Origin of the sequence: Marinilabilia salmonicolor JCM 21150 (assembly GCF_000259075.1) — a bacterium.
In the GTDB taxonomy this organism is placed as follows: Bacteria; Bacteroidota; Bacteroidia; order Bacteroidales; family Marinilabiliaceae; genus Marinilabilia; species Marinilabilia salmonicolor.
Genome location: NZ_AJKI01000014.1, coordinates 55,781 through 71,362, shown reverse-complemented (window position 1 = coordinate 71,362; position 15,582 = coordinate 55,781). Strand labels below are relative to the sequence as shown.

7 protein-coding genes are annotated in these 15,582 nt (G+C 39.9%); 6 read left to right on the top strand and 1 reads right to left on the bottom strand.

Annotation, left to right across the window (positions count from 1 at the left end; genetic code table 11):
- Window positions 1–569: 569 nt before the first annotated feature.
- Window positions 570–1,586: a LacI family DNA-binding transcriptional regulator gene (locus W7W_RS0109540; RefSeq protein WP_010663552.1), complete on the bottom strand. Its 1,017-nt coding sequence runs from the start codon at window positions 1,584–1,586 to the stop codon at window positions 570–572.
- A 613-nt stretch (window positions 1,587–2,199) separates the two neighbouring features.
- Between W7W_RS0109540 and W7W_RS0109535 the strand changes: the two genes are divergently transcribed.
- The 6 genes from W7W_RS0109535 (at window position 2,200) to W7W_RS22865 (ending at window position 15,500) form a co-directional block, all read left to right on the top strand.
- Window positions 2,200–5,199: a SusC/RagA family TonB-linked outer membrane protein gene (locus W7W_RS0109535; protein WP_029510539.1), complete on the top strand. Its 3,000-nt coding sequence runs from the start codon at window positions 2,200–2,202 to the stop codon at window positions 5,197–5,199.
- Between the two features lie 12 nt (window positions 5,200–5,211).
- The gene (locus W7W_RS0109530; RefSeq protein ID WP_010663550.1) at window positions 5,212–6,840 is read left to right on the top strand and encodes a RagB/SusD family nutrient uptake outer membrane protein; all 1,629 of its coding nucleotides are present in this window, start codon (window positions 5,212–5,214) and stop codon (window positions 6,838–6,840) included.
- Between the two features lie 97 nt (window positions 6,841–6,937).
- Window positions 6,938–7,993, top strand: a complete 1,056-nt coding sequence (locus W7W_RS22870) for a SusF/SusE family outer membrane protein (protein WP_010663549.1) — start codon at window positions 6,938–6,940, stop codon at window positions 7,991–7,993.
- A gap of 1,455 nt (window positions 7,994–9,448) precedes the next feature.
- Complete coding sequence (locus tag W7W_RS0109510; RefSeq protein ID WP_010663548.1) at window positions 9,449–12,406, top strand: SusC/RagA family TonB-linked outer membrane protein; 2,958 nt, start codon at window positions 9,449–9,451, stop codon at window positions 12,404–12,406.
- 12 nt (window positions 12,407–12,418) lie between these two features.
- Window positions 12,419–13,960 carry a RagB/SusD family nutrient uptake outer membrane protein gene (locus W7W_RS0109505; protein ID WP_010663547.1) on the top strand — a complete coding sequence of 514 codons (1,542 nt, stop codon included), beginning with the start codon at window positions 12,419–12,421 and terminating at the stop codon, window positions 13,958–13,960.
- Between the two features lie 31 nt (window positions 13,961–13,991).
- Window positions 13,992–15,500 carry a SusF/SusE family outer membrane protein gene (locus W7W_RS22865; protein WP_010663546.1) on the top strand — a complete coding sequence of 503 codons (1,509 nt, stop codon included), beginning with the start codon at window positions 13,992–13,994 and terminating at the stop codon, window positions 15,498–15,500.
- Window positions 15,501–15,582: the final 82 nt, after the last annotated feature.

Sequence of the window (15,582 nt, the reverse complement as noted above, 5' to 3'; positions counted from 1 at the left end):
CTTTTTCCTTTTTTATCAGTTGTTTTTTCAGTCTCAGACTGCTTAAGTGTGGTGTTGAAAGGTCTTTGTGCATAGAGAGCCTAAGTACTTACCACCACCGGAAATTAATAAAATGATAATCCCACCGGGGATTAACCTCTCTGCGGAATGATCAGAATTCCATTAAATGATTGTTTGAAAAGAAAAGATAAGTATATAAACAACTACAAATACGGGCTGCTGTTACGCATGATTGGTAAGATGGTTTACCATTTTTTTAACAGGTAGAGCCAACAAGAATCAGTGGCAGACAGCCTGCTTGTTTAGTTATCTTACGTAAGGAAGTTGAAGAGGAGTTATGTTACCTCTCTTGTAAAAGAAAAAATCGGTACAATGCAAATGTAGGAATATCAGGGACTAATTTGCAATTATTTTTATGTTTTGATGAAATAAAGATCAGTCAAAATGCCTGTAAATGACTTATTTCAAACGATTGCGGTGTGCTTTGCTGGAATTCTGTTTGGGCTGTTTTTGTTTTTTGCAAACGATTTCGGAAACCTGGTAGGGGGGTGAAAGTGGATATTGTTACGTTAGGTTGAATTTCGCTGTTTTAAAGTTGGCGTAAGTACTTTGGTTGAAAAATTGATTTCAATGCCTGGGTTCTCAAGTCTTTGAAGCAAAAGACGCATGGCTTCACGTCCCGTTTCATACCCTTTTTGTTCTACGGTACTCAGAGGCGGGTAGGCAATATCAGCATTTGGACCATCACCAAAGCCGATTACTTTTATTTGTTCCGGTATTTTAATGCCTTCTGCCTGGAGGGCCTGCATGGTGGCGATGGCTGTGCTGTCATTGACCGCAAAGATGCCGTCAATGTGTTTTTCTTCAATCAATTTCATTAAGTGTTGTTGAAGACTAAAAACATACTCGCGGGTGTCGCACTTGACAATTAATTCTTCATCTGTTTCAATCCCATGCTCCTCTAAAGCCTTTAGGTATCCTTCCTTTCGCCTGCTTCCAATTACCAGATGCTGTGGTGCAGCCAGGTGTAATATGTTTTTACAACCTTTTTCGATGAGGTGACTGGTGGCTATTTTGGCCCCCAGGAAATCGTCTGTAATAACTCTGTCGGTTTTTATTTCTTCTACAATACGATCAAAAAATACCATTGGGATACCGTTGTCATAGGCATTCTGGAGGTGTTTGAAATCTCTTGTGGTTTTGCTGACCGACACCAGAATTCCATCCACCCGGTGATCAATGAGCGCCTGCGTGTCAATGACCTCACGTTGATAATTTTCATTGGATTGACAAATCATTACATTGTATCCTTCACCGTAAGCAATGTCTTCAATTCCACTGATAACAGATGAAAAAAAGTGGTGGACAATTTCCGGAATAATTAGCCCTATTGTGTTGGTTTTTTGTTGCCGGAGGCTTAAAGCCAAAGCATTGGGGCGGTAATTGACCTTTTCTGCAAAAGTTTTTACCAGTTTTTTGGTTTCTTCATTAATATCCGGATGATCTTTCAGCGCTCTTGAAACCGTTGAAGGCGAAAGTTCCAGAATCCTGGCAATGTCCTTTAATGTAACGTGGTTTGACTTCATATATTATAATATGTCATGGTTCCTGCCTGTTGACTTTTTTAAATCCGTCTAAATATATATAAAAAAATAGAATTTTTGCCGCAAGACAACTGTTATAGGTCATTTATAATTCTTCAATGAAGAGCTATTTATAGACAAAAAAGACGCATTGGTCTTTTAGTGTGATTAGGATAAATAAAACTCCGGAATTTGAAGTTTTTATTAGATTGGAGGGCATTTTTTACTCTTGTCGCTTGTGGTTGATGGATTTGAGGGATGTTTTAATTTATCGAAAACGTTTGCAGGAAATTTGAAAACATGTTTTACAACAGTGTGTTTTTCTGCAAACGATACCGCAAACGTTTGCGGTATCGTTTTCGACGATTTTTGTGTAAAAAGGGAGAATCGATGTTAACAAATGTTTAACAAGGGGTGCTTTATTCCTAAATTTGTTCTGTTAAGAAATGATAACAACCCGAAAGCCTGTCCTGAGTCATAACGATGTCTCCGGTTTTTGCTTTCGAAGGAGGTTGATTCATTAAGAAAAAATCCGGTACACATTGAGACCAATTATTATATGAATGGTCTTTTGCAAAAAAAATGTTTAATCAAGTTTATTTTAAATCAAGGTTTTATGAAAAAACAGTTTAGTTTTTACAAAATCCTGTTTCTCTTTTTGGGACTTGGCTTTTTTATAAGCGCTTCTGCCCAGGAAGTATCAGTGACAGGAACGGTAACGGATGCCGAAACCGGTGACCCGTTGCCGGGTGTAACTGTAGTAATACAAGGTACTCAGCAGGGAACCATCACTCAGGTAGATGGAACTTATAATGTATCAGTACCTGAAGATGCAATCCTTGCATTTTCTTTTATTGGATATAATTCTCAGGAGATTTCTGTTGCAGGGCAAAATCAGATTGATGTTGCTTTGGAACCTGCAACCCTCGGATTGGATGAGGTTGTGGTAATTGGTTATGGTTCTGTGAAGAAAGAAGACTTAACAGGTTCTGTCACAGCAGTCGATGCTTCAAAGTTAAACAGGGGGTTGGCGACATCGCCATCTGATCTGATTTCTGGGAAAATCGCCGGAGTTAGCGTAGTTAGTTCAGGAGGAGCCCCTGGTGCTGGGTCTATGATTCGGATTCGTGGCGGATCGTCAATGTCTGCGACAAACGATCCATTGATTGTTATTGATGGAGTGCCTGTAGATAATGCTTCTGGCGTTAGCGGTATGTCAGATCCTTTAAGTTCAATTCATCCGAATGACATTGCCACATTTACTGTTCTTAAAGATGCTTCTGCAACTGCTATATATGGTTCCAGAGCCTCTAATGGCGTGATTATTATTACCACCAAGGAAGGGCGTAAAGGAGAAATGAAGATAGCTTATGATGGTAATTTTTCTGTTAGCACGGATAAGGGGACTGTCGATGTTATGAATGCAGAGAACTTCAGGCAATATGTTACCAATCTGTACGGGAGTGACAGTGAACAAGCACAGGCCTTGGGAAATGCCTCCACTGACTGGCAGGACCAAATATTTCAGACTGCGCTAAGTACCGATCATAATATTAGTTTTTCAGGAGACTTCAAAAACATACCATATAGGGTGTCTGTTGGTTATACCAGCGAAGAGGGTATTTTGAAGACATCAAACATGGAGCGTACAACAGGTTCGCTTAATGTGAGTCCTAAGTTTCTTAATGACAGGTTAAGTGTTAAACTAAATGTTAAGGGAGTTTACAATGCCAATAGTTTTGCTGATCAGGGAGCTATCGGGTCAGCGACCCAATTTGACCCCACACAACCTGTTTACTCAGATTCTCCTTTTGGGAATGGATACTATATGTCTTTAAAAGAGGATGGAACTCCTATTGATATTGGTTTAGCGAACCCCGTCGCTGTTTTGGATCAGCGGGAGGATGAATCAGCTGTGTACAGAAGTATTGGTAATGTCCAGTTGGATTATGAATTCTTGGCACTTGATGGCTTAAAGGCTAATCTTAATGTTGGATATGATGTTTCAGAGAGTGACGGAGATGTAGTTGTTCAGGATAATTCACCAATGAGTTATGTTTGGGGGACTTATAAATCCGGATGGGGAGAAAACAGAGATTATTATCAGTTGAAGCGAAATTATTTGTTGGATTTTTATTTGAATTATAATAAAAAGGTAAATAATCATCATTTTGATGTAATGGGTGGTTATTCATGGCAAAAATTCTACAGAGAGGAGAATAATAAATATCCCTATTCTGAAGCGATGGCTCAACAAGAAGGAGCAGAGTTTTATAAGGATGGAGATGATTATTCAACCGAGGCTTATGTTATTTCATTTTTCGGGCGTTTGAACTATAATTTTATGCAAAAGTATTTGTTCACATTTACTTTGCGTAATGATGGATCCTCAAGATTTAGCCCTGATAATCAGTGGGGACTTTTCCCTTCTGCAGCATTAGCCTGGAAAATTTCGAATGAATCATTTTTGGATGGTTCTGATGTACTTTCTGATCTGAAATTAAGGTTAAGTTATGGTATTACAGGGCAGCAAAGCCTCGGTCAGGGGGATTATCCCTGGATGGGTAGATACAATTATAGCAACGCAGGAGCAAATTACTTCTTTGGTGATTCCATGGTTCGGCTGTTGCGTCCTGTTGCTTTTGATGAAAATCTGAAATGGGAAGAGACGACTACCTATAACATTGGTTTAGATTATGGTTTCCTTGATAACAGAATCAGTGGTACTTTGGATTACTATTATAGGGAAACAGAGGACTTATTGAATACGGTAGCAATTCCGGCTGGAACCAATTTTAGCAATCAATTGTTGACAAATGTGGGTGAATTGACCAATAGAGGGTTTGAATTTTCTGTAACTGGTCGGCCTATTGTCGGTAAAGATTTAAGTTGGAACTTGAGCTATAATATAGCTTATAACGAAAACGAAATTAAAAAACTGACCGTTAATGATGACCCCGATTATGAGGGTGTTATCTATGGTGGCATCGATGGTGGTACAGGTAATAATATCCTGATTCACCAGGTAGGAAATCCTGCTGGCTCATTCTATGTTTTTGAGCAGGTCTATGATGAGGAAGGAAAGCCTGTTGAAGGTGCCTATGTAGATCAAAATGATGATGGAGTTATTACCGAGAAAGATAGAATTGCTTATGAAAAATCAGCTCCTGATTTTACGATGGGATTATCTTCCCAACTTAATTACAAGAATTGGGACTTCAACTTTTCATTGAGGGCTCATTTGGGTAATTATGCGTACAATAATGTGCAATCAAACAGAGAATCGTATAACACGACTTATGATCCATCAGGATTTCTAAAGAACAGATTGAATAGTGCATTATATACCGATTTTGAAAATGTACGTTATCGTTCAAGTTATTATATTCAGGAGGCTTCCTTTTTGAAAATGGATAATATTTCTCTTGGTTATACCTTCGAAGATCTTGGTTTGTGGAAAGAAAATCAGCGAGCCAGAGTATCGTTTACTGTTGAAAACCCATTTGTGGTTACAGATTATGACGGACTTGATCCTGAATTCGGGAATGATGGGATAGATAATAACATTTATCCCAACCCACGAATTTTTATTCTTGGCTTAAGTTTTAATTTCTAAAAAGTGGATAGTATGAAAGAATTTAGATATAAATACATTGTTGGCATTTTTGCTTTAATGCTAATGATAGGGTTTGGGGCTTGTTCAGATGATCTTGATACAATCCCTTTGGATGAGGAGGAACTTGTTTCTGAAGTTGTTTTTGGGAGCGAACTCGATGCATATCAGGAAAGTTTAGCTAAAATATATGCCGGTCTTGCTATTAGTGGTAACAGTGGTGGTGACGGTGACCCTGATGTTGCAGGTGTTGATGGAGGTAGTCAGGCTTCCTTTTTAAGAGGCTTGTGGAACCTGCAACAGCTTCCGACAGATGAAACTCATTGTGCCTGGGGTGATGCAGGTATTCCTGAATTGAACAATATTACCTGGGGAGCAGGGAACGTTTTCATTAAAGGGTTTTATTACAGATTGTATTATCAAATAAACCTTGCGAATGCATTTCTTCGAGAGACCACAGATGGAAAACTTTCTTCCCGGGGTGTAGATGAGAGTACAAAAGCAACAATCGTTGAGTATCGTGCTGAAGCAAGATTTCACCGGGCATTGGCATATTATTATCTTCTTGATATGTTTAGGAATGTTCCTTTTGTAACTGAAGAGAGTGCAATGGGCAAGGATGCTCCTCCGCAAAAACAGGCAAGGGAGGTTTTTGAATACATTGAGAGTGAGTTGATTGCATGTGAGTCTGATATGCTGGACCCTATCGTTGGATATGACAGTAATAATTATGGTCGTGCGCATAAGGCAGCTAACTGGGCGTTATTATCACGCTTATACCTCAACGCAGAGGCCTACATCGGAGAGTCTAAATATACGGAGTCTGTTACTTATAGTAAAAAAGTATTGGAAGCTCAATATGAATTAGATAATGTTTATGGGAATGTCTTTAAAGCAGATAATCATAAATCTCCTGAAATGATTTTTCCTATTCGCTATGAAGGGGATGATACTCAGACATGGGGTGGAATGACTTTTCTTTTGAGTAGTACCATTCCTTCCGATATGCAGACTGAAGTTAATGCCGTGGGGGCTTGGCAGGGAAATCGGGCGAGATCTTCATTGCTGGCGACTTTTGAGGCAGAGTCTGATACCGAGTTTGATAATCGTTTTGCCATGTTGGAGTTGGACTATACAGAAAATGTTGAGATTGAATCTCCTTCTTTGTTTAAGGACAATGGAATCCCGGTTGTGAAATTTTACAATGCTAATAGTGATGGTTCCAATCCACCGAGCAATAATGCCTACACTGACTTTCCTTTGTTTAGATTGGGTGAAGTTTACCTGAATTATGTTGAAGCCGTTCTTCGTGGAGGCTCTGGTGGTGATGAAGCAACTGCTTTGCAGTATGTTAATGAGCTTAGAGAACGTGCTTATGGAGAGGAAAGCGCTTTAGCAACTATTTCTGAAGAAGATCTCACCCTTGATTTCATTTTTGATGAGAGAGGCAGAGAGTTGTTCTATGAAGCTTTACGTCGCACAGATATGGTAAGATTTGGAAAATTTACCGGTTCATCCTATGTGTGGCCATGGAAAGGTGGAGTTAATGAGGGACGCTCTGTAAATGATTTCAGAAGTATTTATCCCATTCCTTCCGATGATATTGGTTCGAATCTGAACCTGGTACAGAACGAAGGGTATTAATTAACTGACGTTACGGAGTAGTATTTAATTGAAGCCGGTCGGTTGAACCGGTTTCAATTAAAAATGAAATCTGGAAACCTCATAAAAAGAATTTACAATGAAAAAGATAAAAATGATATTGCCTTTGTTGTTTATCTCTGTCCTTTTTGGATGTGAAGAAGACGATAAGGTAACAATGAAGACTGATGTTTCTGCTCCTGTCCTTGAGAATCTTGAAGGACAGAATTATGTGGTGGAAGAGGGTATGAGTCCTGAAGATTCTGTTAGTACCTGGTATTGGAGCCCTGCAGATTATGGTTATTCTGCCTCAGTGAATTATGCAATTGAAGTGGATACCTCTGAGACCTTTTCAAATGCTGTGGAGATGACCTCTGTAGATGGAGCTGATAACGTTAAAATCACAGCAGATCAAATTAATGCGGCAGCAACAAAGTTTATTTCAGAGTCAGCAGAAATAACCTTTTATGTAAGAGTAAAGGCCACTATTAATTCTATTTCATTTGACAGTACAGTTGATGCAATTTACTCTAATGTAATGCAATATACGTTTACTGCTTATTTTAAACCTCCTGAATTCCCCGAGAATATGTACATGATTGGTCAGGACTTTGGTGCCTGGGACTGGGCTTCAGAAGGTGTAGTTGAAATGGTTCCTGTTAATGGTGTTGATGGAGCTTTTTGGTCTGTTCGTTATTTTAACTCAGCAAATGGTTTTAAATGGAGTCCTGTAAGAGATTGGGGGGAAGACTTCTTTATGCTGGATGAGGAAGTAGGATATACTTCTGCTGACGGTAATGCCTTTGTTCCTTCTGATGGAATTTATATGGTTTATATGGATATGGCTGCCGGAACAATTACCATTGAGACAGCCCAGGTTTATGGAATGGGAGATTGTTTTGGAGGCTGGGATGCCGGGGAGTATCCTTTTGAAATATCTGATGATAAAATGAGCATAACCACTACAGGCGACGGTGAACTTCGCATGTATGCAGGTTCTTCTGCAGCCACTACCGATTGGTGGACCAGAGAATTTATTGTTTTAGATGGTGAAATTGTTTATCGTGGAGAAGGCCCCGATCAAGAGAGGGTACAAGTGAGTGTTGGAAGTGTGGTAACACTTGATTTTAATGCCGGAACCGGAACAATTGAATAATTGATTAGTTTCTCGGGGGGGTGTTTATCCGTAACTGGATTTACACCTCCTTTTTTGCTTCTATCTGAACGTAAGACTTCGTTAACCTTTTTTACAGGCTTAATCTTTGCTATTTACTTATGCAATAATGCGGATTGTAACTCTTTTGCATTAAGAGTTTATGGTGTTTTGCAACTTCTGCGCTGTTGCTCAAAATCTAAATCCTCAAATTCATTAGTTTTCTGCGCTTTTGGTTTTTCACACGTCTTGAATTTTCTATCTCAAACACGTTAAAAACGCATAGTTTTTGGACAGATTCTGATTAGTGTTTGTTCATAAAGTACCACTTGCTGCGTTATGCTTGCCTCCATAATACTCATCCCGATTGTGCTTTTTGTTGGTTTTTTGTTCAAAAAACCTTACAAAAGCTACTTCGGGACTCCGTTTTTGGCGGCTTGCGCCATCCATCGGTCGCCAATGGCTTGCCGACGGCACGGCGCTAGAGCTTTAGGCGGCACGCGGTCGTAAGCCCCTGAAAAAAATCGGGGCAGGCTTTGCAACTGACACTTTCTGACCAGGCACATGACTTTTTACGCTACTTTGACAAAATTAGGCTGTATTTTTTTAAGGCCGAAGGTCTTTAAGCAATAGCCTGGGACGTTGCCCTGGGCTATTGCTTTCAGCCTTTCAGCCTGTTTCCGCATTCCCTGCTATATTGTTTTATGTATAAGGTAGTCCTCCTAAAAGCGAGCTTTTTCCTTTTAAGGATATACATAAAATAACTAATTGAATTTAAGATTGTTGTCTTTTTTATGTATATGGTAGGTTAGGATTATTGTCAAATTATAATCACTAAATATTATTTTAATTCTCACCTTCCTTTTATTCCCGCATCAAGTATGTCTGGGGCTATTTCGATATCTTGAGGTTTGAATAATCGATCCTCATGCTTCATTATTTGCAATTTGGTAAATTGTTGAATTTTATACTGAAAATGCAGGTTTTTCGGTATTGGCATCCTTTCTTATCTCTTGACTACTGTTAAAAGTCCTTCGGTCCTTTATACCGGGAAAGGGGATTTGTTAAAAAATAATTAATCGAATCAATTATGTGTTTCATTTTGTGATTTTCGCAAACGTTTGCAAGAATGTTGATGTGAATGTTTTACAACAGCTGATATTACTGCAAACGATACCGCAAACGTTTGCGGTATCGTTTGCGATGTTTTTTGTGTAAAAAGGAGAAAATCAATGTTAACAAATGTTTACGTGAGGGTGTTTTATTTCTAATTTTGTTGTGTTAAGAAATGATGACAACCCGGAAAGCAGAATTTGAGTCATAACGATGTTCTCCTTTTTTGCTTTTCAATAGGGGTCGATTAAAAACGAAAAAATCCGGTACACAATGAGATCATATATCATATGAATGGTCTTTTGAAAAAAATGTTTAATCAAGTTTATTTTAAATCAAAGTTTTATGAAAAAACAGTTTAGTTTTTACAAAATCCTGTTTCTCTTTTTGGGGCTTGGCTTTTTTATAAGCGCATCAGCTCAGGAAGTAACTGTGACAGGAACGGTAACGGATGCCGAAACCGGTGACCCGTTGCCGGGTGTGACTGTAGTAATACAAGGTACTCAGCAGGGAACCATTACCCAGGTCGATGGAACTTATTCCGTGCAGGTTGCTGAAGATGCATCACTTGCATTTTCTTTTATTGGCTATGTGACCAATGAGGTGGCTGTAGCGGGCCAGAATCAAATAAATATAGAACTTGAACCTCAAATTCTGGGGTTAGATGAGGTGGTTGTGATTGGTTATGGAGTGCAGAAGAAGGTTGATAAAACCGGAGCTGTTTCTCAGGTGACTGCAGAGGATCTTAACCGTGGTGCACTGACTGATCCTATTCAAGCGATGCAGGGCAAGAGTTCGGGTGTGATGATTACCAAGAAAGGTGGTGACCCTAATGCCGGGTTTGCGGTGACAATTCGTGGGGCTTCCGGTTTTGATTCAAATACACAGCCTCTATATGTTATTGACGGAATTCCAGGGGCAGATCCAACGGTGGTTGCACCTGAGGATATTGCAACATTTGATGTGTTGAAGGATGCAGCTTCTACTGCTATTTACGGATCAAGAGGATCCAATGGTGTGATTATCATTACTACCAAGACAGGGAAAGCAGGGAAAGGTACCGTTAATTTTAATGCTTCTTATTCTGTCGATGAAGTTGCCAATACCTTGGATTTGCTTACTGCTGATCAGGTTCGTAATTATGTAAGTGAAAACAATATTTCCGGTTTTACCGATAACGGAGCTAACACCGATTGGCAGGATGAACTTTTCCAGACCGGATATACTCAAAATTACAATCTGAACTTCTCAGGTGGGAATGAAACCTCCAATTACTATGCTTCCGTGACTCACGCTGACTGGGATGGAGTTGTTGCCGGAACCAGTAAGGAGCGTACTAATTTGAAACTAAATTTTTCGCATAAAGCAATTAACGATCGTTTGACATTAAGCGGAAGTTTAGGGTCTGCATTTGAGCAAAATGATTACGAAAATTACAATAGCTATAACAAAGATGACGTAATTTTTCAGGCTTTGCAGCGTAACCCGACTGATCCCGTGTATGGAGAAGATGGTTCTCTTTTTCAGATAAACCGTGGCTTTAACTACGAAAATCCTTTTTCAGTCATCAACAATATTGATAATACAAGGGATGCGAAACGTTTTATGGGAAATATGAAAGCTCAGTTTGAGATTATTGATGGCTTAATTGGAACAGCCAATCTTGGATATATCCGTGATGACCATGAAAATGCATATTTCCGTCCGAATGATGTGTATAATGCGGAAGAAAAGGGTAGTGCCAACAGGAGTTACTCCAACAACACTCAAAAAATGATTGAGGGTTATTTCAACTATGATAAGACCTTTAATGAAGATCATAACCTTTCTCTTTTGGGCGGATACTCATGGCATGAATATGTTTATGATGGGTTTAATGCTGGAGGTTCAGATCCGAGTTCTGATTACATAAAGTATAATAATCTGGGGTCAATGCTGGATATCAATCGTACACATGTTGGTTCTTATAAGGGTATGTGGCGATTGATTGGTTTCTTTGGTCGTGCACAATACAATTACCAGAATAAGTACTATCTGTCCGGATCAATCCGCCGTGATGGTTCTACAAAGTTTGGTGAAAACAACAAATGGGGTGTTTTTCCTACAGTTGCAGCCGGTTGGACTATCTCTCGTGAAGAATTTATGTCCTCTGTTGACTGGCTTTCAAACCTGAAACTTAGAGCCAGTTATGGGGTTTCCGGAAACCAGGAGATCGGAGAATACAATGGCCAGATGTTTTATGAGCCTGCCGGACTTAGTGTAGATCCTGCGACTGGAGAGGATGTAATAACATATACTGCATCAAAAGTTGCAAATCCTGATCTTCAGTGGGAAGAGACAACTGAAATCAACCTTGGATTGGATTTTGGATTCCTGGGTAGTAAAATAAGTGGTTCAATTGAATTGTATCAGAAAACCACCACAGACCTTCTTGGACGTTACTCTGTCCCCGTTCCTCCAAATCCGGCCCCGGAAATATGGGCTAATTCCGGAGAGGTTGAAAACAAAGGTGTAGAGCTTAATGTGCAGTATTTTGCCATAAATGAAGCTAATTTTAAATGGAAGACCTCTTTAGCAGCTTCTCATAACCAACAGGAACTAGTTGATCTCGGTGAATATGCACCTGAAACAGGAGTTCGCAAAGAGGGTTGGGTTGAAGGCCGTGGACTTATTGGTCAGTCAAACTGGGTGACCGGAATTGTGGAAGGCGAGTCTATTGGTAGTTTTTATCTTCCCGAATTTGTAGGGTTGAGTGGAGATGGTAATATGGTTTACAAGACTGAAGCCGGTGGTGCTACTGAAGAGATCAGTGAAGCAAGCAGGTATATTGCCGGTAGTGCTGTTCCTGATTTGGAACTGGGTTGGTCTAACAGTTTTACATTTTATGAAGACTGGACTTTAGATTTCTCATTTCGCTCATTGATCGGAAACGATGTCTTTAATGCCACACAAATGTTGTTTGATTATCCGGGTGATTTCCCTGCAAGAAATGTGGTTTCAGAAGCTTTAGTCTGGGATAAAATGGGACGGAAATCAGGTCCTGCAGTTAGTGACTTATATGTGGAGGATGCTTCTTTTATCCGTCTCGATTATCTGTCTCTTGGCTACACCCTGAAAACCAATACCGTTGATTGGATGGAAAATGTGAAGTTTTCTCTTACGGGAAACAATCTCTTTACCCTTACAGGTTATTCAGGTTTAGATCCTGAAACATCAGTAAATGGATTGGCTTTTGGAATTGATCAGTACAACGTTTATCCAAAAACACGTTCATTTTCTTTTGGAATTTCTGCAACTTTTTAAAAAAGAACAATTATGAAAAAATATATTATATTACCTCTGCTGTTTGCTCTTTTCGCAGGAATTGGGTGTACAGATTTGGATGAGGAACTTTATGAGTCGATTCCTGCGGATCAATATCCTGAAAATGAAGGGCAAATAGCCAGTTTGTCTGTGGACGCTTACTCTAAACTGAAAGATCTGATTGATGATCAGGGTTATTGGTATTTGGCTCAAATTATCACTGGTGACGGATATTGTGCTCCAACTCGTGATACCGACTGGGATGATGGCGGTAAATGGCGGGTATTGCATCAACATACATGGTCGAATGATGTTGACGCTGTTAATAATATGTGGTCTAACCTCTATGATGGTGTAACTCGTAGTAATCAGGTTATTGATCGGCTCAAAACGTTTGAACAAACGGATGATGTTAAGAAGGTGATTGCCGAGGTTGAAACAATGAGAGCTTTCTATTACTATTTGTTGATGGATAATTATGGGGATATTCCATACCTGACATCAGCAAAAGATGCACCGGAACAACCTTTTAAGATATCAAGGGAAGATGTTTTTAATAATCTGGTTACAGAGTTGGAGGCCAATGTTTCATTACTGGAGGCATCCGACAAGAAGTATCTGGCGAACCAATATATGGCTTATATGCTGTTGGCCAAGTTATACCTGAATGCCGAGGTTTACACCGGTACACCTCAGTGGCAGGAAGCCTCTGATGCACTGGATGAAGTTTTAGCGGGTCCTTATGCAATGGCCACAGATTTAATGTCTCCTTTTGCCACGCAGAATGAGAATTCCTCTGAAATCATTTTCTCTATTCCCTTTGACGAGGATACTTATCAGGGGTTCAGATTGCACATGCGTTCGTTGCATTACTTACATAATAAAACCTTTGGTATGGCAGTGGGACCGTGGAATGGTTTTGCCGCAACTCCAATGCAGTTTGACTTGTATGAGGAGAATGATCTTCGAAAGACATCCTGGATGATCTGGGGCCCTCAGTACACTCAGGGTGGAGAACCACTCATTGATGACGATAATCCCGGATGGACAGGAGATGAACCATTCTATAGTGAACTGGACGATGATAAGCAGGTTTATATCTTGCCTAAGCTACAGAATTTATGGATGACCACCGATGTGGATGGTTATGCATATGTTAAATTTGGTGGAGCACGCATGAAAAAATTTGAAATTGCCAATGGTGCAAAAGAAAGTTTGAGTAATGATTTTCCATTGTTTAGGATTACTGATGCAAAACTGATGAAAGCTGAAACTCAGATTCGTCTCGGAAACCCTGGAGATGGGGATGATTTAATCAACGAAATAAGAGACAGAGCAGGAGTCGATGATATTATTGGTGCTTCATTGGATGATTTATTGGATGAACGTGGACGTGAATTGTGGCTGGAAGGTCATCGCCGTCAGGATTTAATCCGGTTTGGGGAGTTTGAAAAACAATGGTGGGAAAAAGAGGCTAAAGTTGGCGTTTCTACTTTCCCGATTCCCAAATGGGCTTCAGATGCAAATCCAAACTTATTGGAAGAACCCAAATAGGTTTCTGCTAAAATCATAAAATTGAAATATTATGAAAATAAAAAATATATCGAAGTGGTTGTTCCTGACTATCGGGGCAGTTATGATGTTTTCCTCGTGTGAGGAGGACAAAGATTATGAGCAAATAATTCTGAACAGCACCAAGGATGTTCCTTCTTTGGATGGAATGTACATTATTGGTTCCGGAATTGTTTTTGAGGAAACGGAATCTGCAGCTCGTCTTAGAATGGCTAAGAATGAGGTGCTTCAGGAAGAACGTGCATCCCTTTTTGAAATCTATATTGCTGTAAAACAAGGACAGGAAGGCTTCAATATTCTTACCGTTGAAGGTGCTGATAATAACATGTGGGGACCCGGTGATGATTTTGCCGAGATTCCTGATGAAGAAAGACATGGTGATGAGCCCAAAGGGGCTTCACTGCGAAAAGGTTCTTTGGTGAAAACTTCAACAGCTTTTACGGTGCCTAATGATGGTTTATATCATGTTGTTTTCGATGAGGAAGTGGGTAAAGTTTCTGTGTCGGAGGTTAAATGGGGCCTCATAGGTGATGCAACTCCCGGTGGCTGGTCTGGTGATACAGAGTTAACCATGGAAACTTTCAGTCTTGACTCTGTGGTATTTCGTCAAGAAGGTGTTGAACTCCTTGAAGGAACGTTTAAACTGCGTTACTCAGGAGGATGGAAAATTTTTCTTGATGAAGAATTGGACCTGGGTGAAGGAAACAAAGGTGTAACCGTGAATACTAATTTTGGCGGTAGTGTTGATGAATTGGAATCAGGTGGAGACAATTTTTCCTGGTCTGAGAACGGAATATATACTGTTAAGTATGTGTGGAATGCTCGTGGAGCTGATTCATTCACTACTGAAAAGACAGCGGATGTGGAAGTTGCTGAATATCCGGAAACTTTATTTATGGTAGGTGATGCTCTGAATATGGATGATTCTGATAGCGATGGAACACCCGACGGATGGCAATGGGATCTGACAGATGCTCCTATGGTTCCTGTTAATTCACATCCAAACATGTTTTGGAAAATTGTTTGGCTTGAAGGTGGAGGTAATTTTAAGTTTGCCCCACAGAGAGAATGGAAAGGTGATTTTGGAGCCGCTGAAGACCTGGGGAACGGAGAATACAGCAAGGGGTCAGATAATATTGTTGCTCCTGCCGAAAGCGGATATTATATGGTTGTTGTTGACCTGGATGCTGAAAAGATTTCAGTGCAAGATCCCGAGATTTACCTGATTGGTGATGCCATTGGTAGTTGGGATGGAGGAAATACAGATTACCTCTTTACCGTTGATAATGCCAATGAGGTGATTACCTATGAAGGGCCTCTGCTTGGTGCCAACCTTAGAATGTATGCCGGGCATTCTTACTTTGAGGTTGGGGATTGGTGGCAGTCTGAATTTATGATATATAGTGGTAATATTGAATTCAGAGGTACCGGTGGAGATCAGGAGCCTGTCGCTGTGGAAGCAGGTACATATAAAATTGATCTTAACTTCAAGGATAGTACAGGATCAATTACATTACAATAAATCAAGTTTTACACCACGGATCCGGAGTATTCTCCGGGTCCGTGTTTTTTGTTTACGAGCATAGCTTTATTTTTTCAAGAAA

What these genes read in the sequence shown, in the direction of transcription:
- W7W_RS0109540 (WP_010663552.1), bottom strand. Translation starts at nt 1,586, where the DNA reads ATGAAGTCAAACCACGTTACATTAAAGGACATTGCCAGGATTCTGGAA.
- W7W_RS0109535 (WP_029510539.1), top strand. Translation starts at nt 2,200, where the DNA reads ATGAAAAAACAGTTTAGTTTTTACAAAATCCTGTTTCTCTTTTTGGGA.
- W7W_RS0109530 (WP_010663550.1), top strand. Translation starts at nt 5,212, where the DNA reads ATGAAAGAATTTAGATATAAATACATTGTTGGCATTTTTGCTTTAATG.
- W7W_RS22870 (WP_010663549.1), top strand. Translation starts at nt 6,938, where the DNA reads ATGAAAAAGATAAAAATGATATTGCCTTTGTTGTTTATCTCTGTCCTT.
- W7W_RS0109510 (WP_010663548.1), top strand. Translation starts at nt 9,449, where the DNA reads ATGAAAAAACAGTTTAGTTTTTACAAAATCCTGTTTCTCTTTTTGGGG.
- W7W_RS0109505 (WP_010663547.1), top strand. Translation starts at nt 12,419, where the DNA reads ATGAAAAAATATATTATATTACCTCTGCTGTTTGCTCTTTTCGCAGGA.
- W7W_RS22865 (WP_010663546.1), top strand. Translation starts at nt 13,992, where the DNA reads ATGAAAATAAAAAATATATCGAAGTGGTTGTTCCTGACTATCGGGGCA.